At 44.5% G+C, this 20,460-nt stretch carries 17 protein-coding genes; 10 read left to right on the top strand and 7 right to left on the bottom strand.

Annotated elements, in window-relative coordinates:
* Nucleotides 1–4: 4 nt before the first annotated feature.
* Both ACFQV5_RS02840 and ACFQV5_RS02845 read right to left on the bottom strand, forming a co-directional pair.
* Entirely contained in the window at nucleotides 5–1,117 is a 1,113-nt protein-coding gene (locus ACFQV5_RS02840) for an ATP-binding protein (protein ID WP_379243942.1), read from the bottom strand.
* Between the two features lie 162 nt (nucleotides 1,118–1,279).
* Nucleotides 1,280–2,032, bottom strand: coding sequence for a YheC/YheD family protein (locus ACFQV5_RS02845; RefSeq protein ID WP_379243450.1), 753 nt, complete (start codon nucleotides 2,030–2,032; stop codon nucleotides 1,280–1,282).
* A gap of 151 nt (nucleotides 2,033–2,183) precedes the next feature.
* On the opposite strand from ACFQV5_RS02845, the gene ACFQV5_RS02850 reads away from it, so the two are divergent.
* The 8 genes from ACFQV5_RS02850 (at nucleotide 2,184) to htpG (ending at nucleotide 12,029) form a co-directional block, all read left to right on the top strand.
* On the top strand, nucleotides 2,184–3,536 hold the full coding sequence (locus ACFQV5_RS02850; RefSeq protein ID WP_379243452.1) for an MATE family efflux transporter: 1,353 nt from the start codon (nucleotides 2,184–2,186) through the stop codon (nucleotides 3,534–3,536).
* A 266-nt stretch (nucleotides 3,537–3,802) separates the two neighbouring features.
* Entirely contained in the window at nucleotides 3,803–4,837 is a 1,035-nt protein-coding gene (locus tag ACFQV5_RS02855; protein WP_379243454.1) for a BMP family protein, read from the top strand.
* Nucleotides 4,838–4,909: 72 nt separating this feature from the next.
* Nucleotides 4,910–6,403 carry an ABC transporter ATP-binding protein gene (locus tag ACFQV5_RS02860; protein WP_379243457.1) on the top strand — a complete coding sequence of 498 codons (1,494 nt, stop codon included), beginning with the start codon at nucleotides 4,910–4,912 and terminating at the stop codon, nucleotides 6,401–6,403.
* A complete protein-coding gene (locus ACFQV5_RS02865; RefSeq protein WP_379243459.1) occupies nucleotides 6,403–7,470 on the top strand; it encodes an ABC transporter permease in 1,068 nt (355 codons plus the stop codon). The genes ACFQV5_RS02860 and ACFQV5_RS02865 overlap by 1 nt, the downstream gene beginning before the upstream one ends.
* Nucleotides 7,454–8,377, top strand: coding sequence for an ABC transporter permease (locus ACFQV5_RS02870; RefSeq protein WP_379243461.1), 924 nt, complete (start codon nucleotides 7,454–7,456; stop codon nucleotides 8,375–8,377). Before ACFQV5_RS02865 ends, ACFQV5_RS02870 begins: the two co-directional genes overlap by 17 nt.
* 49 nt (nucleotides 8,378–8,426) lie before the next feature.
* Entirely contained in the window at nucleotides 8,427–9,101 is a 675-nt protein-coding gene (locus ACFQV5_RS02875; RefSeq protein WP_379243463.1) for a sulfite oxidase-like oxidoreductase, read from the top strand.
* Nucleotide 9,102: 1 nt separating this feature from the next.
* Entirely contained in the window at nucleotides 9,103–9,828 is a 726-nt protein-coding gene (locus ACFQV5_RS02880; RefSeq protein ID WP_379243465.1) for a nucleoside phosphorylase, read from the top strand.
* A 320-nt stretch (nucleotides 9,829–10,148) separates the two neighbouring features.
* A complete protein-coding gene (htpG, locus tag ACFQV5_RS02885) occupies nucleotides 10,149–12,029 on the top strand; it encodes a molecular chaperone HtpG (protein WP_379243467.1) in 1,881 nt (626 codons plus the stop codon).
* Between the two features lie 477 nt (nucleotides 12,030–12,506).
* Here the strand turns inward: htpG and ACFQV5_RS02890 are convergent, their stop codons facing one another.
* The 3 genes from ACFQV5_RS02890 to ACFQV5_RS02900 form a co-directional block, all read right to left on the bottom strand.
* Nucleotides 12,507–12,701, bottom strand: coding sequence for an RsiV family protein (locus ACFQV5_RS02890; RefSeq protein WP_379243469.1), 195 nt, complete (start codon nucleotides 12,699–12,701; stop codon nucleotides 12,507–12,509).
* A 27-nt stretch (nucleotides 12,702–12,728) separates the two neighbouring features.
* Nucleotides 12,729–13,127 (bottom strand): polysaccharide deacetylase family protein, encoded by a 399-nt coding sequence (locus ACFQV5_RS02895; protein ID WP_379243471.1) that lies wholly within the window; start codon nucleotides 13,125–13,127, stop codon nucleotides 12,729–12,731.
* A gap of 78 nt (nucleotides 13,128–13,205) precedes the next feature.
* Nucleotides 13,206–14,255 carry an S-layer homology domain-containing protein gene (locus tag ACFQV5_RS02900; protein WP_379243473.1) on the bottom strand — a complete coding sequence of 350 codons (1,050 nt, stop codon included), beginning with the start codon at nucleotides 14,253–14,255 and terminating at the stop codon, nucleotides 13,206–13,208.
* Between the two features lie 289 nt (nucleotides 14,256–14,544).
* On the opposite strand from ACFQV5_RS02900, the gene ACFQV5_RS02905 reads away from it, so the two are divergent.
* Together ACFQV5_RS02905 and ACFQV5_RS02910 are read left to right on the top strand one after the other, a co-directional pair.
* On the top strand, nucleotides 14,545–16,038 hold the full coding sequence (locus ACFQV5_RS02905; protein ID WP_379243475.1) for an arylsulfatase: 1,494 nt from the start codon (nucleotides 14,545–14,547) through the stop codon (nucleotides 16,036–16,038).
* An 81-nt stretch (nucleotides 16,039–16,119) separates the two neighbouring features.
* On the top strand, nucleotides 16,120–17,022 hold the full coding sequence (locus tag ACFQV5_RS02910) for a putative RNA methyltransferase (RefSeq protein ID WP_379243477.1): 903 nt from the start codon (nucleotides 16,120–16,122) through the stop codon (nucleotides 17,020–17,022).
* A 96-nt stretch (nucleotides 17,023–17,118) separates the two neighbouring features.
* Here the strand turns inward: ACFQV5_RS02910 and ACFQV5_RS02915 are convergent, their stop codons facing one another.
* A complete protein-coding gene (locus ACFQV5_RS02915) occupies nucleotides 17,119–18,912 on the bottom strand; it encodes a sensor histidine kinase (RefSeq protein WP_379243479.1) in 1,794 nt (597 codons plus the stop codon).
* Nucleotides 18,909–20,345 carry a response regulator transcription factor gene (locus ACFQV5_RS02920; protein WP_379243481.1) on the bottom strand — a complete coding sequence of 479 codons (1,437 nt, stop codon included), beginning with the start codon at nucleotides 20,343–20,345 and terminating at the stop codon, nucleotides 18,909–18,911. Before ACFQV5_RS02920 ends, ACFQV5_RS02915 begins: the two co-directional genes overlap by 4 nt.
* Between the last annotated feature and the right edge of the window lie 115 nt (nucleotides 20,346–20,460).

Consider the following 20,460-nt stretch of genomic DNA (forward strand, 5'->3'; position numbering starts at 1 on the left):
AGAGTCAATTTTGATATAAAGGAAGCCGGATTTCGATCAGTGTTCCTTTTTTCTCTTCGCTACTGACTTTGATGGATCCCCTATGTGCCTCAATGATCTTCTTGCTAATCATAAATCCGAGGCCAATCCCTTTGGTCTGCGTTGTATAGAAAGGTTGCCCCAGTTTGCATAGAATATGTGCGGGTATGCCGAGTCCTTCATCACGGAAACAGATGATAACCTCCTGTTGATTGGACCTTAACTGAATGGTTAAAGCTCCACCGTCTGGCATAGACTCAATACCATTCTCGATAATGCTTGAGAATACTTGCCGAATTTGTGTGACGTCACATTCAATGAGTGAAAGGCTGCAATCTAAATCGGTTGTAATCTTCACTTGTTGACCCGCTGCTTCCTCTGAGCTAGCAACAGCGTCCTTGATCAGTGTGGATACATCAATCAGCTTTAGCAGATTTTCCTTCGGCTTGGCAAGCAGCAACAGTTTGCTTAATACATATTCAATTTGTTCGATTTCAGATTCCATAATTTCATAATAATAGGGCGCTCGATGGACTGAAATATGATTGGACTGCATCAACTGAAGAAATCCTTTAAGTGTAGTAAGTGGATTGCGTATTTCATGAGCTATGCCTGCAGCTAAATCAGCATTGAAAAAAATATGATCCAGGAGCGTTGTGTTTGACTCTTCTCTATGTTCTCTTATGACCTTTAGAATAACTGCACGTCCATAAAACCGATTGTCTCGATCTTGTAAGGGAAAGCACGATATCCTAACCTGAAGAAGGGTACCGTTGCTCGTTAATCGAATGGTTTCGTATTCCTTGATGGCTTCTCCAAAATCAATGATCTCTTTATTTCTTGACACTTCAAATTTCTTATCTTCGGGAATGTTCGGCAAATCATATGCATGTAGTCCGACCAATTCATCCTCAGACCAACCAAAGACTCGGTCAAATGCAGTATTGGTTTTCATAAGTAGATCATCCTTATCCAGGATAACTGCAGGGTCGGGATAGCGTTTGAAAAATGTTTCCCATTCCGATGGAATTCTACTTTCCGACTGATGCGAATATGTATTCTCAAATGGATAAGTGATGACTTCAAAGGGGCGATCCATCAATGATATCGTCTCTCCTTCAAGACTTAAGGTTAATAAGCAATCATATCAATAAAGGTTATAATGTTATATTGATATAGTAATTCTTTAGAAAGTCTCACAATTCCTCTATTTTTAATTAGAAAAGACTCAAGCTTTTTTGCTTGAGTCTCCATGTATCGTTTATTTTGTTCTTCCGTATTGTTTACCGTAGGAAAGGATGCGATTATATAACGTTTTGTTCGTATTTTTGAGTGGATAGAACTGGGGGCGTGTATTCACTTCCAGTATCCAAGGTTTTCGATTGTTATCAAGAGCGACATCCAGTCCTAATTCCTTAAAGCCTTTGTAATTACGGTCGAAATTATGTCCTACAGAAACACCAAGCTGCTTGAGCTTTGACTCCATATTCTGAATAGAAAGACGATCATACCCTGCTCCGGCAAGTGTTTTGTCAAAATAACCGACGCTTCCGCCCTGATTATAATTAGTTGCAACTTTATTCGGAATGCCGATTTTTGTGAATAGTCCGGAACTTATCCAATGACCTTTGTTTGTTTTTTGAACCATAACCCGAATATCAAACGGTCTACCATTACTTTTAGCCAGACGGATTCCCTTTTGAAGTAAAAATTTCTTCTTTCCTGCGAATCGCTTTAGTTCTTTGTAAAGTTTCTCTTGCGTTCGGTAAGTGGTTTTTACGGTATTGTACTGGGTCTGATAGCCTCCGTCTTTTTTATTGATACGGATGATGTTTGCCCCGCCAGAACCGTTTGTTGGTTTGAAATAAACCGTGGAATAAGAGGATAGCATGGATTGTAGATTTTTTTCGCTGAAAGTCATAGTGGCGGGTACATACTGCTTTATATGTGACTCCTTCAAGAGCCATTGGGTCTTTTTCCACTTGCTCTTGATTGTACTGCTTTTATAGGACATGGCAGAGCATCCCCACCTTTCTTTTTGTCAGCATATGAATAGCTACAGGAGCTTGTCACTGTGTTTGCCTACGAAAAGGGGCAGATTATTATTAATAGTTAGTATATATTGGTTATAGCAATGAATTAATAACAAAGAAGGTATCCATATCGTGAATTTATTTGTGCGTGAGAAGCAGTTTTACAAGAGTTTCTTCTGGCTAACTTTAATCATTGGTCTACAGAACATCATTTCTCTCGGTGTGAATTTATCGGATAACGTCATGCTGGGAGGCTACAGTGAAGCCGCACTTTCTGGTGTGGCACTGGCAAATCAGATTCAATTTCTGCTGCATATGCTCGTAATGGGGGTAGGTGAAGGGCTTGTAATTATGGCTTCACGATATTGGGGTGCGAAAGACCCCCTGTCAATTCAAAAGATTTCCAGTATCGGAATGCGAATGGCAATCGCGTTAAGTGCTGTATTATGGGCTATTGTGTTTTTCTTTCCTCATGCGACGCTATCCATTTTTACGATTGGAGAAAGCGTCATTGAAGAGGGAGTTAAGTATTTGCAGATCATTTGCTTTTCCTATGTGTTTTTTGCAATAACCAGCATCCTCCTAGCCTCATTGCGCAGCGTAGAAACAGTGAGGGTCGGTTTTATAGTATCCTTGTCCACGCTTATCATTAATGTGGGTTTGAACTATTTGCTGATTTACGGTCATTTCGGATTTCCGGAATTGGGCGTAGAAGGTTCAGCTATAGCAACCTTAATAGCGAGAATCATTGAAACGGCTATTGTATGTGTGTACATCAAGAAGTTTGATCGCAAAATCATGCTCAAGTTAAAAGACTTCTTCCAATTCGATATGGGATTATTTAAGCAGTATATCAAGGTCGGTTCACCGATCTTGTTGTCCAATACGATTTGGGGACTTGCCATGGGGGCTCAGACTGCAATTCTTGGGCATATGGGTGAAGCTGCAATTGCGGCTAACAGTATTGCAACAACAATATTTCAGTTAGTTACGGTTATGATCTATGCATCTGCTAGTGCAACAGCAATTCTCATCGGGAAAACAATCGGGGAAGGATTCTCGGATAAGATTAAAGCATATGCAAAAACACTTCAGATTCTCTATCTCGTTCTAGGTCTGTGTACAGGGGCAATCTTGTTCATTCTAAAAGATTATGTGCTAGGTTTTTACTCGATATCCGGTGAAGCGAAGGCACTTGCCTTACAGTTTATGACGATCCTCTCGATTACAGTGGTAGGAACGGCTTATCAAATGCCGGCTTTAACGGGCATTGTACGTAGCGGTGGGGATACGAAATTTGTACTGTATAATGACTTGATTTTTATGTGGCTTATCGTGCTCCCATCTTCATTCCTGTGTGCATTTGTGTTTAATCTATCACCGATCGTGACGTTTATATGTCTTAAATCGGATCAGATTCTTAAATGCTTTGTTGCCCTCGTGAAAGTGAATCGATTTAAGTGGATCCGGTCGTTCGAATCATAGAGCTTGGTTTACGCTAAAGCACCGAAAGGTGCTTTTTTATTTGTCAGATTGTTGTTGATATATTAAATATTGCTTTTAGCAAATCCCGAACATTAATTAATTTTTTAGGCACAATGTACTGAAATAAGGCGCAAAAAAGATAGAAATATGTCACAAGATGTCAAAATTCGACCCTATTTGCTAAAATTCCTTTGACATTTCCCGAACAATGTCATAGGATAATAGTATCACTAGCAAGCAAGATATTGAGGGGGATAAGGGCAGGAATGAAAAAGACATGGTCAATTCTATTAACAATGGTGCTGTTCGTTGGATTGTTAGCAGGTTGCGGCAGCGACGATAGCGCATCCGGTAACGACACATCAGACAAGGGCGAATCTAAAGAGACAAAACGCATCGCGCTTGTTATTCCTGAGAAAATCGGTGTTAACCCTTTCTTCGCGTTAATGGATAAGGGATTGAAGAAAGCAGGAGATGAGTTCGGCGTAGAGGTGAAAACGATCGAATCTACGGACCCGGCTTCCATAGAGCAAAATTTACGTACTGCTGTTGCAGAGAAATATGATCTAATTATTACGGCTACATTCCAGATGGAAGATGCATTGAGAAAAGTTGCAGCTGAAAATCCGGACGTACCATTCGCCATCGTAGATACAGTAGTTGATTTGCCAAATGTTCGCAGCGTTGTATTCCGTGAGCACGAAGCGGCTTACCTGCTCGGAGCAGCGGCTGGATTGTCCACAAAGACTGGTAAGGTCGGCAACGTTGTTGCAGATGACATTCCAATTATGCACAAATATACAACAGGTTTTGCTGAGGGTGCGAAATCGGTTCGCCCTGATATTGAAATCTTCGTAAACTATGTAGGCAGCTTCTCTGACCCAGCGAAGGCGAAAGAATTTGCACTTCTGCAAAATTCCAAAGGAGCTGACTTTATCGCAGGTTTGTCTGCGGTAGGTGACCTTGGCGTTTTTGAAGCAGCGAAAGAAAAAGGCTTCTATACTTCAGGACAAGATACGGATAACACGAATGTGGATCCAGAACACGTGGTACTCGCTCAGCTAAAGGGTGCGGACACAGTTACTTATGAAACTGTTAAAGACTTTAATGAAGATAAGTTTTCCTTTGAAGTTCTCGACTATGGCTTGAAGGAAGGTGGCGTGGGTCTTACTTACGTAACACATGAGAGTGAAACTCCGCTGAATGACTTCATTGGACAAGAAAATGTAGACAAGTTAAAAGCTATTGCCGATGACATTATTGCAGGTAAAATCAAAGTAACTAACGCTCTAGAACAATAATTGGTTCTACTTCGACCGGCTGTCTTTGGCAGTCGGTCTTTCATTAATTCCTGAAAGGAAGGCATAACCTAGATGCTACTCCAAATGGACCGTATTACGAAGAAGTATGGTGATTTTAGCGCGAACAAGGGCATCGATTTTTCACTGGAAGCAGGGGAAGTACATGCGATTGTTGGGGAGAATGGTGCCGGAAAAACAACGCTCATGCGGATATTGTACGGCATGGAGCAGCCAACGTCCGGTACGATTAAGCTCAATAATAAAGAAGTTTCCTTCTCAAGTCCTTTAGATGCTATTCATCACGGGATTGGTATGGTACACCAACACTTTATGCTCTTTCCTTCGTTTACGATTGCGGAGAATATTGTGATTGGTAACGAACCAGGCTCTTCCGTCAAGTTTGATCGCAAACAGGCAGCTCGGATCGTGGAGGATTTGTGCAATCAATATGGGATGAAAGTAGATCCTAATGCGATTACAGGGACGAGCGCCCCAGGTGTTCAGCAGCGCGTTGAAATTTTGAAAGTTTTGTTTCAAGGTGCAAATATCATTATTTTGGATGAGCCGACAGGTGTTCTTACACCGCTTGAAGTACAGGAGTTGCTGCAAGCAATTAAGCTGCTGGCGAAGCAAGGCAAGAGTTTTATCCTGATTAGTCATAAGCTCAATGAAGTACTTGATGTAGCGGACCGGATTACGGTGCTCCGTGATGGAGCGGTTACAGGGACGGTTGCAAAGGGTGAGACAGACGCTAACCATCTGTCCCGCTTGATGGTCGGACGTGAACTTGCAGAGCTTAAGAAGAGTCCGTGCGTACCAGGTGACAGTGTGCTTGAAGTCTCTGATGTTAGCATTCGGGGAACGAAAGGCAAGCCGGCATTAGATGGAATTAATCTGAATGTTAAAGCCGGTGAGGTTGTAGGCGTTGCCGGGATTTCGGGAAATGGACAATCGGAGCTGCTGCAGGTAATATCGGGGCTTGCTCAGCCAGATCAAGGTAGAATTTTATTGTCAGGGACGGATGTAACAGGAATGCCTACTCGCAAAATCCGTGAGCGAGGTCTTGCGCATATCCCCGAAGATCGTTATGTCTGGGGAGCGAACCGCGAGGCAACGGTAATGGATACAGGGATCATGGGACATCAGCGTCGTCTTCAGCAAGGGGGCTTTCTGAAGCTTAAAGATATTCGCACGCTCGTATCTGGTTGGGTGAATAAATTCTCCATTAAGACAGGTTCACTGGATACAACCACCCAGTATTTATCAGGTGGTAACTTGCAGAAGTTGATTGTAGCCAGGGAGCTGGAGCAGGGGACGCCGTTTCTGATCGCTGCAGAGCCTACACGTGGTGTGGATATCGGTGCGATGGAAACGATCCACAGCGAACTTCTGAAACGACGTGATGCAGGAACGGGCATACTGCTTGTCTCATCAGAATTAACGGAAATATTAAAGCTGTCTGATCGAATTGTTGTTATGTATGAAGGACGGATTGCCGGCGAACTTTCCGCACAGGAAGCGACGGAAGAAAAGCTCGGTCTGCTTATGGCAGGAGGAACAGTATAATGAACAAAATGATGAAATATACACTTCCGCTGCTCCAACCGCTTGTAGCGGTGGTTGTCGGTCTACTCGCCGGTGCAATTGCGATTGTTATCGCAGGCGGGGACATTCTGGAAACGTATGCTGAAATGTGGAAAGGCGCATTTGGCGGAATGTATTTCTTTACAAATACACTTTCACGGGCGACACCTATTATTCTGGTCGGCTTAGGCGCAGCTTTTGCGTTTCGTGCCGGATTCTTTAACCTCGGTTCCCCGGGACAGATGATATTCGGAGCGTTAGCGGCCGCGCTGGTTGGCCTTTATTTGCCAGGTCCGGGCTGGCTTGTCTGCATCTGCGCTTTGCTTGCAGGTACGATTGCCGGTGGATTCTGGTCGGTGATGGCTGGATATTTTGATACTAGATTTGCAGTGAACCTGCTGATCTCTACCCTGCTTCTAAACTATGTGGCTGATTTGTTTGCAGGCTATTTAGTAGCTTATCCGCTGAAAGATACTTCGGGCTCTGCCGCGATGGCACAGTCGGCCATGATTGAGAATCAGGTGTGGCTGCCTAAACTGATCAGCGGAATGCCGCTTCATTTAGGTTTTGTTTTTGCGGTGGTTGCGGCCGTTGTTATTTATGTGTTGCTGAAGCGCTCCGTCATCGGTTATGAGATTCGCATGCTGGGTGGCAATCCGCTGTTCGCCTTATATGGTGGAATCAAGCGGGGATCCATGATGATCGGTGCCATGTTTGTCAGTGGTGGATTAGCAGGTCTTGGCGGTGCCGTTGAAATTCTCGGATCACAGTATCGGTATATTGACGGTGCCCTGACAACGGCTGATTATGCATGGACAGGTATTATGGCTGCACTACTCGCTGGGTCCCATCCAATTGGTACATTTGTTGCTGCATTGTTCTTGGCTGCATTACAGACAGGTGGAATGGGTGTAGAGCGGAATACAGAGGTTCCCCTTGAAGTCGGAGCAATTATTCAAGCTGCACTTATCCTGTTCATATCTGCGAAGTTCACATACAGCTTCCTGAAGCGTAGAAAGGGGAACAAGTCCGATGGAACAGCTGTTTGATCTAGCGTTATTAAATACAGCCCTTCGTGTCCTTACTCCGATTTTGCTCGCCGCGCTTGGAGGAGCCTTGTGCGCGCGTGTGGGATTGTTCAATGTAGGTTTAGAAGGTTTTATGCTGCTCGGTGCTTTTGCATCGGTTGTCGGTAATTATTATTTCGGTAATGTGTTTTATGCCATCTTGTTTGCGATCGCAGTTGTATCGATATTTTCATTTATTTTCGCTTATTTGACGATCAATCTAAGGGCTAATGTTATTGTCGTGGGTATTGCGATGAATGCGTTGGCGGCTGGACTTACAACCTTTTGTTTGAGAGCGATATTTGATGTGAAGGGCGCTTTCTATGATAATAAAATGGTTGGTCTACCAAAATGGAATATTCCGATTCTAGAGGATATTCCTGTCCTTGGACCGATTCTATCGGGGCATACACCTCTCGTATATCTAGCATTCGTCATTGCAGGTTTAATGTGGTATTACTTCTACCGGACGAAAAATGGCTTCCGATTCCTAGCTGCTGGGGAAAACCCGCTTGCGGCAAGCAGTATCGGTATTCGCGTACCGCGTTACCAATATGGTGCTGTGTTAGCTAGTGGTGTGCTCTGCGCGCTGGCAGGTGCTCAAATCTCGCTTGGACAATTAACGATGTTTACTGAAGGAATGACAGCGGGACGTGGTTTTATCGCGCTTGTAGCTACGATGCTCGGACAGTCCGGACCGCTTGGCGTTACAGCAGCCAGCTTACTGTTTGGCTTTATGGAGGCAGTCAGCATTCGTTTTCAAGGATTGGCGTTGCCATCTCATTTCACGGACATGCTTCCGTATATTGTAACGATTGTGGCCATGTTCTTCTTTAAAGATAAGAGCTTCCTGAAGGATGCTCAGAAGCAAAGCACAAGCTCCAGATAATCAAGCATCTAGATAGAGGGTCGTTGAAGATGAAAGGAGATGAGCAAGGGTGCATAAAAAAGCGGAACGTTTAAAGAAGATGAAGCCGATGCCTGTGAGTGATCTGACGGAGGAACAGCGTGCTAAGCTCCCGCCCGGACAAGCATTGACGGAGAAATTTCCGATTCTTCATGAAGGCGAAGTGCCTGAATATGATATGTCCCAGTGGACACTCGAAGTGTTTGGAGAGGTGGAAGAGGGAAGAACGTTCACCTATGAGGAATTGATGGCACTTCCGACCGTGACGGTTGATTGTGATATTCATTGTGTAACACGCTGGTCCAAGTTTGATACTCGCTGGGAAGGAATTCTATTCAGAGATTTCCTGAAGCTGTTCAAGGTAAAACCGGAAGCGAAGTATGTTATGTTCCATGCTGATCCGGATTATGATACGAATGTGCCGATTGAGGATCTTCTCAAGGATGATGTGCTCTTGGCATATCGTTTCAATGGTGAGCCTTTGACACAGAAGCACGGATGGCCACTGCGAACCGTTGTACCACATCGTTACTTCTGGAAGAGTGCCAAATGGCTGCGTAAGATTGAATTTATGAAGGAAGATCGCCCTGGTTTCTGGGAGCGGAATGGCTTCCATAACGAAGCAGATCCGTTTAAAGAACAAAGATTCAGCGGAGAAGCACTACCAATACCCGAAGATGAATGGACACATAAGGAGTATGATTAATATGTTGATGCCCGTATTGCAAGTGAACTCAGAAGATATTCCGGAGTATGTTATTGTTTGCGGTGATCCCAGCCGTGCCGAGATCATTTCTCGCAAATTGGATGATGCAAGAGAGCTGGCGTTCAGCCGTGAATATCGTACCTTTGTCGGGACATATGAAGGCGTCAAGCTTGCTGTTACAAGCCATGGCGTAGGTTCTCCGGGAGCTGCGGTTTGCTTCGAGGAGCTGATTCGCGCGGGTGCTACAACGCTGATCCGGGTAGGAACAGCGGGTTCTTACCGTGCGGATACGCCTGCGGGCAGTCTTGTGGTTAGTACAGCAGCGGCAAGAACGGACGGCTTGACCAAGCAGCTCGTACCTGACGGATTCCCGGCAGTAGCTGATAGCATGGTTGCTGAAGCGTTATATGAATCTGCGCTTTCTTTGGGTGAGGGTATCGTACGTAAAGGAATTACCGTGACACTGGATGCATTCTTCGCTGGAGTTGAAGAGTTCCCGCATCAGAAATTTAAAGCGGCGGGCGCGCTTGGCGTCGAGATGGAAATCTCCGCACTGTACATTGTAGCTGCTCTCCGCGGCGTGCGGGCAGGAGCAATCGTAGCGATGGACGGATTCGCTGATGCAGATCTTGCTGCAGAATACGATCCGAACACAAACGTCGTAGCGGATGCGATTGAGCGTGAAATCAACGCTGCTCTGAAGGCAGTTGTGAAGCTGGCGAAATAGAATTTTTATGGTATGTAATTAGCGATCCTAATCGGTGTAATACTGATGAGGATCGCTTTTTTTATTTAAGCACGAAGCAGCGGAGGGGACGAAGCAATTTCGGAGAAGCGTTAGCGTTCGCATTTGTCCTCAAATTTCTACGCTTAAGATATATTCAAGAAATTTGAGGGCAAGAGCGATCGGAGGAATGTTTCGTACCCGGAGCGTCTTACGACATCAACTATTGACATTAAAAAATAGAACGTGTTAAATAAAAGAAGTGTTGGCACTCTCAATAGAAGAGTGCTAAAAAGATAATTCGTTCGAAGGGAGATTCATCCATGGCTAAAAAGGAATTTAAAGCGGAATCTAAACGATTGCTCGAAATGATGATTAACTCCATCTATACGCAGCGTGAAATTTTTCTCAGAGAACTTATTTCTAACGCAAGTGATGCTATCGACAAGATCTATTACAAAGCGCTTACTGACGATAACTTAGTATTTAATAAAGAAGACTATTACATTAAAGTAACTGCCGATAAAGCAAATCGTACGCTCACGATTACCGATACGGGGATCGGGATGACTCAGGAAGACTTGGAGAATAACCTTGGGGTTATCGCGAAGAGTGGTTCACTTGCTTTCAAGAGCGAGAATGAGGCGAAGGATGGTCACAACATCATCGGTCAATTTGGTGTTGGTTTCTACTCTGCCTTCATGGTAGCGGATGTGGTAACTGTAACAAGTAAAGCTTTGGGCAGTGACCAAGCATTCAAGTGGGAGTCCACAGGAACCGAAGGCTATACAATCGAGCCTAGTGAGAAGGATTCAGTAGGTACGGAAATCGTTCTGAAGATCAAAGAGAATACGGAAGACGATCAGTACGATGAATATTTAGAAGAGTACCGTTTGAGAGCAATTATTAAGAAGTACTCTGATTTCATCCGTTATCCGATCAAGATGGATATTAAGAGTCAGCGTCCAAAAGAAGGCACTGAGAATGAATTCGAAGAGTATCAAGAAGAGCAAACCATCAACAGTATGGTTCCTATTTGGCGGAAGAATAAAGACGAGCTGACAGAAGAGGATTATAACAACTTCTATGCAGAGAAACGTTATGGATTTGATAAACCGCTGAAACATATCCACATTAAAGCTGATGGTGCAGTCGTGTATAATGCGATTTTGTTCATTCCGGAGAATACTCCGTTTGATTATTACACGAAGGAATATGAAAAAGGACTTGAGCTGTACTCCAATGGTGTCCTTATCATGGACAAGTGTGGGGACCTTCTTCCAGACTATTTCAGCTTTGTGAAAGGTATGGTTGATTCTGAGGATCTGTCGCTGAACATCTCCCGTGAGATGCTGCAGCATGATCGTCAGTTGACACTCATCGCGAAGAACATTAAGAACAAGATTAAGAGCCAATTGCAAAGCCTGCTTAAGGATGAAAGAGAGAAGTATGAGCAGTTCTACAACTCCTTTGGCAGACAGCTCAAATTTGGTGTTTATAACGATTACGGAACACATAAAGATGTTCTGCAAGACTTGCTTATGTTCTACTCTTCTACCGAGAAGAAGCTGGTTACACTGGATGAATACGTTTCGAGAATGCCTGAGGATCAGAAGTATATCTACTATGCATCCGGCGAATCCATCGAACGGATCGAGAAGCTTCCGCAGACAGAACTGGTGGCAGACAAGGGATACGAAATTCTGTACTTCACAGATGATGTGGATGAGTTCGCGATCAAGATGCTGATGACATATAAAGAAAAAGAATTTAAGTCTGTATCGAGCGGCGATCTTGGAATCGAGCCAAACGCGGATGAGAAGCCATCGGAAGCTGAGGAAGGCGAGAACAAGGAATTATTCGAGTCCATGAGCAGTATTCTGGGTGGCAAAGTGAAAAGCGTTCGAGCATCCAAGCGTCTGAAGTCCCATCCGGTATGCCTCACTGCCGAAGGCGATCTAACCATTGAAATGGAAAAAATCCTGAAGGCTATGCCGAATGGTCAGGACATTAAAGCGGATAAAGTGCTCGAAATTAACATCAACCACGAAGTGTTTAAGTCGCTGAAAGACGCACATCAAGGTGATCAAGAGAAATTGGCGCTTTATACGAACCTATTGTACAATCAGGCACTTCTGATTGAAGGATTGACGATTGCTGATCCGGTTGAATTTACGAACGATATTTGCAAAATCATGGTGTAACATCGAGACTGCTTAAGCACCTCGTGTCACATTATTATATAACCCATTATCTGAAGTAAGGTGCACCCCTTAGAATAGACATTGGAAAACCCTTGGGTAAATCCGATGTAATTCTAAGGGGGCATTTTTTTATGCTAGTGAAAACGATCGGTACAAAGAAGAATTGAGGAATTTATTCAGTTTTATAACGAGGAGAGGGCTCAATAAATAATTAAATAAGCTGATTCCTGTTGAATACAGGAACCAGCTTGCAGGTTAAGGAATTCTAAATCTACAACGGAGAAGGCGGAATCATTCTGGAGAAGCGGAGCGGTCGCCTAAAAGCTTTCCAAAGGAAAGCTGCTTCGAAAGCATATGCTTTGTCCCCGGATTTCAACAAAAACTATATAATTCAAAAGAAATTCGGGGGCAACAGCGATCGGAAGAATGATCCGCATTCGTAGTGATGCACAAACTTTTATAGCGTTTTTTCAATGTCTACAAATCAGCTGACAGAATCATAAGTGGACCATCTTCAGCCGCGACATTCTGGAGAGTATATACCGAGATTGGAAACATCGGAAACCCCACATAATACGGGGTGATTGCATACAGCGGATAGAAGATTACAAGCGACTTGTCAGCCAAATAGTAATCTTGATTAGGCTGTACCGTAACGACGCTGCCTTCCAATGTAGGAATGTTTCGTTCCTTAATCTGTCAATTCACTTCGGCAGTCAGAAGCTCTAAGTAGTTGGAGCCTGGGCGGAATAAATCAGACAGCGTGTAGGATTGACCTGTTTGCGTTGAGAAGGTCAGTGCTTTCGCTACGGTGTAACCGTGAGCCATAGGTATGGAGTAAGTGTAATTGCTCAACATTAAGCTTAAGAGACCACGTTCATTCGTTTTGATCTCAAAATGCCCAGTTGTTTCTGGATTCTTCCCCGTCTGTACGCCCTGCTGAATACGCTGCATCTCCTGAATCTGAAGAATAATCGCTCGGTTGATACGCTCCTCTGCATGACGGTTAGCAAGGCCGGTTACCTGTGGGTATTGAATGACAGTGCCGGGAGCTCTGTAGGTCAGTGTCCGGATCTCAACCGGCGGATAATAACTCATGCATCTTCGCTCCATTTCACATCAGATGCATTAGCCTATTCCGAGAAAGCCCAATCGGTTAAACATTTACTTCGAAATCTATGCGCGGGCATCATCCCACCATTTGTAGTACACCTTGATTTGTCCGTCCGGACTGGATATTAGAGGATCGATGACCAGCGTCTTTCCGCTGACTTTAAGCTGAATTTCCTTCTTGTTCTTCACGGCCGAGTCCAGCTTGGTTAAGAAGTAATCCTTGTCGACCTTGAATCCGTACAAATCAAGGACTTCTACGAGCATACTCCGCTGCGTAACATCCTTACTGTCGGAAAGTGTTACACTGCTAAAGGATAGGATTTGGGGCTCGAATTGAACTGCCACCGCATTATCAACCTGTCCTTGCTGCTTGGTCTTCGTCATAATGACTTTACTGTCGCCGTCATCATAGATACGATAACCGCTATAGTTTACGAACACTTTTTGGCGAATGGACATGTACATGTTATCTCGGTACAGATCCCAGGCCGTCGGCAGCTGTGGCAGCTTAGATTCAGGGCTGGCTTCTGTCGGACGATCGTACAGAATGGACATGCCGTGATTGGTCAAATTTTTGATCAATTGGAGCACTTCTGCCCGAGTGATCGTTTCGTGGCCCATATACCCCTGAATGGTATTCTCGCCTTTAATTCGGCCAAGCGCATATTTCTTACCGAGGACATACTGGATGGCTTGGTTACCAGAATAGTTCACTCCGTCTGCGCTCGATACTAGCTCAGCAACGTGAGCACGTGTTATGTAGGTGCTGCGAATCTTTTTGTCTGCGAACCCGCGAACAGGGTAGTTTTTAAAATGAAGGAAGTTATAGTACTTGTCTGACCACCATTCGGTTAAATAGGTTTCTTCCAGATCCTTGCCCGTGATACCGACCACAAGCATGCGAATGAACTCCGCCTCTGTTACATTTTGATTGGGCATGAATGTGCCGTTGGCATATCCATTCACAATTCCCTTCTCGACACCCCATTCAACGGTCGATTTTGCCCAGTGGTTATCAATATCGCGAAAGGTTATTCCTGCACTTGCAGGGCTAACGCCTAAGAATAATGACACAACCAGGAGTATGGGGGCAAATAGTCTCAACTTTAACATTTACAATCCTCCATCAGATAGTTTGCTAAATTGCTACAAAATACATTGTATAAGTCGATATTTCTGACGGTCAAGAAGGGGATGCCAAAGATGGTTAATTCTAACTAATCCATAAATGAAGATAGCATACTAAAGCACTAGCAATGATCTTAGGATAGGGAAGTAAAGTACTATTCCAGCGTAAGGTGAAGGAAAAAGAGATCGGGATGATTTGATTTCAAAACGTTGTTTCAAAATGTCCTACAGGAATTGTTGAATGTATAGAGAAGTACCTCTATGAACTCAACATATGAAAAGAGGGATTGGATTGAAACAACAAGATAGACCGAATCTGATGCTGATTACGGTTGACCAGATGCGCGGAGATTGTCTAAGTGCAGCGGGGCATCCCATTGTGGAGACACCGAATCTGGACAGACTGGCGAAAAGTGGCGTATTCTTCCGGAATGCTTATTCTGCCACTCCTAGCTGCTTGCCTGCCCGGGCGTCGATCTTCACGGGGATGAGTCAGCAGTCGCACGGACGAGTAGGGTATATGGATCAGGTTCCATGGACATACCCTCATACATTGCCGGGGGAACTGGCAGCTGCGGGCTATCACACACAATGTGTTGGCAAAATGCATGTATATCCAACCCGGAACTTGTGCGGGTTTCATAACGTTGTGCTGCATGACGGCTATATGCATTACAACAGGGACAAAAGCCGGGTGAAGGCATCGGAACATTTTGATCAATGTGACGATTACTTGCACTGGCTTCGGAGTCAGGCCGGAGCAGATCATGATTTAATCGATCACGGACTGGATTGTAACGCATCTACCGTCGCTAGACCATGGCATTTAGAGGAGAAATATCATCCGACGAATTGGGCCGTAAGTGAGTCGATCGATTTCCTAAGGCGCCGTGACCCGTCAAAGCCATTCTTCCTATGGTCCTCCTTCGTTCGTCCGCATCCGCCATTTGACCCGCCTCAAGTTTATTTTGACATGTATAAAGATTTGGATATTCCACTGCCAGTTGTAGGCAATTGGGTCGATGAGAATGCTGCGACGAATGGAGACACGAGTCCAGAGACCGCCTTCGGCAAACTCAAGGGAAGAAGATTACAGCGGGCTCTCGCAGCTTATTACGCTTTAATCACACATCTTGATGACCAGATTGGAAGGCTTATGAATGCTCTGTTTGAGCAAGGCGTGCTGAATAATACCATTGTTCTGTTTACCTCAGATCATGGAGAGATGATGGGGGATCATCATTTATTCCGAAAATCACTGCCGTACGAAGGAAGTGCGAAGGTTCCGTTCATGGTCTACGATCCTGGCAACCATCTGTCCCTGAAACGTGGCCTGGAAGTTGACCGTGTCGTTGAAATGCGGGACATTATGCCAACACTTCTTGAGGCTGCAGGCGTGCCGATTCCGAGTTCGGTTGATGGTTCAAGCGTCTTACCTTTGTGCAAGGGAGAGGAAACCCAGTGGAGAGAGTATCTTCACGGTGAGCATTCTCTAGGCGAGCTATCTAATCAATATATTACGGACGGAAAAATGAAGTACATATGGTTTACACAGTCCGGCCGCGAGCAGCTGTTTAATCTGTCGGAGGATCCGCAGGAACTGACGGATTTAGCACAGTCTCCTTCAATGGTGTCTGAGCTTGAGAAATGGAGGGGGATTCTCGTTCAGGAGCTGGATGGAAGAGAAGAAGGTTACTCAGATGGAACAGCTTTAATCACAGGACGGAAGCCGCTTGCCTGCTTGAGTTACCTCCTGAATCAGTCGTAAAGGGAATATGAGGTATGGTATGATAGCCGGGTAGCGGTTTTTCCGCAGGCATTTTCAGCTTGAGAAGTGGAGTGTTCTAGAATGACAAAGAGCGGGAAATTGTTAACGCGTGCCCGGCTAATGGAGCAGTATGAAGCGTTGTTTGAGTGCCCTTTATGCTATGGTGAAATCAAGGTAGACGAAGGGAAAAGTCTGCTCTGTACAAATGGACACCGATTTGACCTTGCTAAGCAGGGATATGTGAATATGCTGACGACCCCATCCAAGACGAAGTACGATAAACGGATGTTCGATGGCCGTAAAGTGATGAATGAGGCGGACTTTTTCGAGCCTATGCTGAATAGGCTTAGTGAAATCGTAAGTCAGTGGCAGGCAGTCGCCCATAAACCGAAAGTTACTCTACTAGATGCGGGATGCGGCGAAGGGTCACATCTGTCTTCTTTACAAGAGAAGGTAGGTCGCCAAGTGCAGGAAGACGTTTTGGGTGTGGGGATTGATATCTCTAAGGAAGGCGTTCTGATGGCTGCGAGGAATGACGATGCGAACCTATGGTGTGTTGCTGACCTGGCGAAGTGTCCGTTTGCAGACGGAGCCTTTCATGTGATTCTGAATATATTGTCGCCTTCTAATTACTCGGAGTTTGATCGATTACTGTCAGATGACGGGGTGCTGATTAAGGTTATTCCAGATCGTAACTACTTAACCGAATTACGTTCGGTGTTCTATCAGGAGGATGACCGGCGTGAGTATTCAAACGAACAGACGGTGGAGCTGTTTGATCGCAGTTTTGAACTGCTTGAGCAAGAGCGAATACGATATTCGGTTCGTCTGAATCCGGTCCAGTTGGAACATTTGGTGCACATGACACCGTTATCCTGGGGAGCCGCCGATGAGCAGGTTCGAAAGGTTCTGGAGCATGATCTGCAAGAGATTACCTGTGACTTCACCATCTTGGTCGGAAGAAAAAAAGAAATCATACGATAGACCATCTGGGCGCAAATGCACCTCAGATTGCGACATAATGTTAAAGGATGCCGGAAGAATTAATTCCGGCATCCTTTTTATGTGGTGATGTGCGAGTTAACTAATCTTGTTCACATCATGCAAGACAGGCAGCACAGTAGGGAAGGAAAGAGTGATCGCTGTCCCTTTGCCTTGTTCGCTTCTCAGGCTTAATCCGTATGGATCGCCGTACTTGACATGAATCCGGTGATGGACATTGGCGACACCGATATGCTCATTGAGTATCGTATTTTTATCCTCGGACTGGAGCAAGTGGTTCAACTCTTCAACCCTAGCGGGATCTATACCGCTTCCGTTATCCGATATGGTAATCATGAGTACACCGTCGACCTGCTCTACATGGATGCGTACGATACCACCTGCAGCCAAGGTTTCAAGTCCATGCGTGAGTGCATTCTCGACGATGGGCTGAATGATCATTTTGGGGATTTGCAGCTGCAGAAGCTCTTCCGGGCAGATCTGTTCATAGGTGAACCGATCAGAGAACCTTAATTGATGAATCCTGATATATGCTTTAACAATCTGAAGCTCTTCGCCAAGACTAACCTCGTCACCGCCCTTGATGCTGTACCTAAGCATCCGGCTTAAGGCACCTGCCATTTCATACGTTTCCTTACTGCCTTGAGCGATGGCGATTCCTTTTATCGTATCCAGCGTGTTGCTCAGAAAATGCGGATTAATCTGACTCTGGAGAAAGGCATATTGCAGGCGCTGCTTCTCGAGCTCAGATTGATACAGCTGTGTATCTGATTGAATCAATTGATTCGTTAAATTATTGATCCGATGGAGCATTGTATTGAACTCGCTCGAGATCATTTCGATTTCCGCATAGCCTTCCAGACTGACCTTGGATTGCAGGATATTGAGGCTGCCCGTCTTCAGCTGCTTCATGAAAGTCATAAGCTTGGACAGGGGCTTTAGAATGTTCATCATTAGAATGCTGTACGGTATGGAGATGAGCAGCAGCATCAGGATGATCAGAATGTAGCTGTTTGTTTTTAAAGGCTGTAACCCCTTGGTAAGAAGACTGATCGGCGTTGCGGTCACGATTTTCCCCTTGATCTCAGGCAGCGCAAGGGACTGTACAATATAACGGGTTCCCTTGTTCGTTTCTATGATCGTGTGATCCTGTTGATCCTCAAAGAGAGGGGTGTTAATTTGCTGAATCAAGTTATCATCCTGATTACTGTTGGAGAATACGATATTGTTGTTTTCAAATAAATAGAAGTTGGTTCCAGCGAGCCGTGGATATTTCTCAATCTCCTTGTTAAGGGAGTGTGAATCCAAGCCAATCATCATAAAGCCGGCATTCTCACCATAGGTAGCCTTATTGCCGAGGGAAAAAATGTTCATGCTGAACAGAAACTTGTCCCGATCGCTGTTATGGCTAGCTTTTCGAAAGCCCGCATAATGAACAGCTCCATCTTGCTCTGACCGATTCGTCAAGGAATAGATATCCGGGATACTTCCCTTTAATGAAACGACTTTTCCTGCGTTGTTCACAATGGAAATGTCCAAAATATCGGAATTTGTATTCTTGAAAACGTCCATCAAGCTATCGATTTTTTTGGATACCTCATAGATTTTCAGATTGTCATTTTCGACAAGGAAATTCTGAACGGTTGCATCATAACCTAGGTTCACCATAAGTTTAGACACCTCGGTGTAATTTGCAGAGACGCGTTCCTTCATAATAGATATAAGTTCTTTGTTATACTGTGTGTTCTGCTCGATAATCAACTCGCTCGATTGCTTGTACGCATTGAGAACGATAATGGGGACGATGGCGACAATGATGAACCCAATCGTCAAGACCTGAATACGAATAGAAAGCTTTTTAAAAAACTTCATTTGGATGTGCTCTCTCTATACTGAGTGGGCGTCTGATTCATGATCCGTTTGAATATTCGGGTGAAATAGAAGTAGTCATGGATGCCGCATTTTTCTCCAATTTGTTTAATTGGCAGGTCTGTTTCAGTAAGAAGTTTGCAGGCGTATTGAATTCGTAGCCGAGAAATATATTCAATAAAATTATCTCCGACTTCCTTCTTGAATAGGTGGCATAAATAATTGGGACTTAGGTAAAATTTCTCTGATAGCGTTTGGATGGAAATTTCATTCGTGAAATTGTCATGGATATACTCGAGCGTTTTCTTGATCGTTTTATGGGAAACCTCTGACACCAGTGCCGGGGGCTCCTCAAGGTAGCTAAGGGTATGTTCCGTCAAATAGTCAATCATGGCTTCTGCGTCTCCATAATGATAGGAAAGCTGCTCATAACCTTCGAACACCCGAGCAGAACTAGAACCGCCTTCTCGGTAAAACAGAGTCATTAAAGCGGTGAAAATAAGGTAAGCATCTTTAATATTGAACCGCCCATTGCGAAAGTGAGTTCTAGCCGTATTCATACAAGCATTGAACTGGACTCTATCTTTCTCTGTTAATGACTGTGACAGATTCTTCAGCATTTCTTCGGTCAAAGGATTCGTATGCGGAGGAGCGTAGAAAACGCCTGATTTCCCTGTCGTAAACATGCCGTAGGATGCAAGAGAGGCTGCCTCTAATGAAGAGCTAAGCTCTGTCAAATCAGAGAGAGCATCTCCAACTCCGATGCTGTATAAAGATGTATTGCTGTGAGAGAGAAGATGTTGAATAAAGACCTCCGCCTCATTCTCATATACAAGACAACCGAGCCGGCGGGGACTCATCTGAAAGCGCAAATGCTTTATTTGTCCGGTAAGGGCGGGTAACTTTTTGCTTTGAATCACAATGGGTCTGATTTTGTTATTTTCATTTACGTCCATTCCATGTTGTCGAATAATCCTTTTTACAGCTTCCGTCTCATTAGCGCAGAGTGTTTCGTACAGATCGGGAGCTGACTTGCTTTCCGTGGAGGATGATTGTTTACGCTCAGATAATGCCGCAGACAACCGGTTTAGCATACTATGGATTTCTTCAATTTCAAACGGCTTTAGACAGTATCCAAATGTCCCGTAGTTTAAAGCTTTCTGAGCATATGCGAACTCAGCGTGAGCGCTCAGAACGACAAATAGCGTATTTGGAGATGCTTCCCTACCCGTCTTGATCAGTTCCAATCCGTTCATTAAAGGCATCTTAATATCTGTCAATACGACATCTGGATGAAGACTTTCGATAAGTTTCAACGCTTCCTGCCCATTTTCGGCACTGCCGACCACTTCGAATCCAAAGCGATTCCACTCTACCCCAGCTTTAATGCCTTCCACAATCCATTTCTCGTCGTCTACAACAATGGCTTTATACATATGACCTCCTATAGTTAAAACGATATGTCTTCTTTGGATGCCAATTGAAAGCGCACTCATTTCATATGGAAAGAATACACTACTTTTCTATTTCGGTAAACGGGAGAAAGGAGTT

The sequence above is a fragment of the Paenibacillus sp. GCM10028914 genome, assembly GCF_042666275.1.
In the GTDB taxonomy this organism is placed as follows: domain Bacteria; phylum Bacillota; class Bacilli; order Paenibacillales; family Paenibacillaceae; genus Paenibacillus_AQ.

What these genes read in the sequence shown, in the direction of transcription:
- ACFQV5_RS02860 (WP_379243457.1), top strand. Translation starts at nt 4,910, where the DNA reads ATGCTACTCCAAATGGACCGTATTACGAAGAAGTATGGTGATTTTAGC.
- ACFQV5_RS02870 (WP_379243461.1), top strand. Translation starts at nt 7,454, where the DNA reads ATGGAACAGCTGTTTGATCTAGCGTTATTAAATACAGCCCTTCGTGTC.
- ACFQV5_RS02840 (WP_379243942.1), bottom strand. Translation starts at nt 1,117, where the DNA reads ATGGATCGCCCCTTTGAAGTCATCACTTATCCATTTGAGAATACATAT.
- ACFQV5_RS02845 (WP_379243450.1), bottom strand. Translation starts at nt 2,032, where the DNA reads ATGTCCTATAAAAGCAGTACAATCAAGAGCAAGTGGAAAAAGACCCAA.
- ACFQV5_RS02855 (WP_379243454.1), top strand. Translation starts at nt 3,803, where the DNA reads ATGAAAAAGACATGGTCAATTCTATTAACAATGGTGCTGTTCGTTGGA.
- ACFQV5_RS02905 (WP_379243475.1), top strand. Translation starts at nt 14,545, where the DNA reads ATGAAAAGAGGGATTGGATTGAAACAACAAGATAGACCGAATCTGATG.
- ACFQV5_RS02920 (WP_379243481.1), bottom strand. Translation starts at nt 20,345, where the DNA reads ATGTATAAAGCCATTGTTGTAGACGACGAGAAATGGATTGTGGAAGGC.
- ACFQV5_RS02910 (WP_379243477.1), top strand. Translation starts at nt 16,120, where the DNA reads ATGACAAAGAGCGGGAAATTGTTAACGCGTGCCCGGCTAATGGAGCAG.
- ACFQV5_RS02880 (WP_379243465.1), top strand. Translation starts at nt 9,103, where the DNA reads ATGTTGATGCCCGTATTGCAAGTGAACTCAGAAGATATTCCGGAGTAT.
- ACFQV5_RS02895 (WP_379243471.1), bottom strand. Translation starts at nt 13,127, where the DNA reads ATGAGTTATTATCCGCCGGTTGAGATCCGGACACTGACCTACAGAGCT.
- ACFQV5_RS02900 (WP_379243473.1), bottom strand. Translation starts at nt 14,255, where the DNA reads ATGTTAAAGTTGAGACTATTTGCCCCCATACTCCTGGTTGTGTCATTA.
- ACFQV5_RS02915 (WP_379243479.1), bottom strand. Translation starts at nt 18,912, where the DNA reads ATGAAGTTTTTTAAAAAGCTTTCTATTCGTATTCAGGTCTTGACGATT.
- htpG (WP_379243467.1), top strand. Translation starts at nt 10,149, where the DNA reads ATGGCTAAAAAGGAATTTAAAGCGGAATCTAAACGATTGCTCGAAATG.
- ACFQV5_RS02865 (WP_379243459.1), top strand. Translation starts at nt 6,403, where the DNA reads ATGAACAAAATGATGAAATATACACTTCCGCTGCTCCAACCGCTTGTA.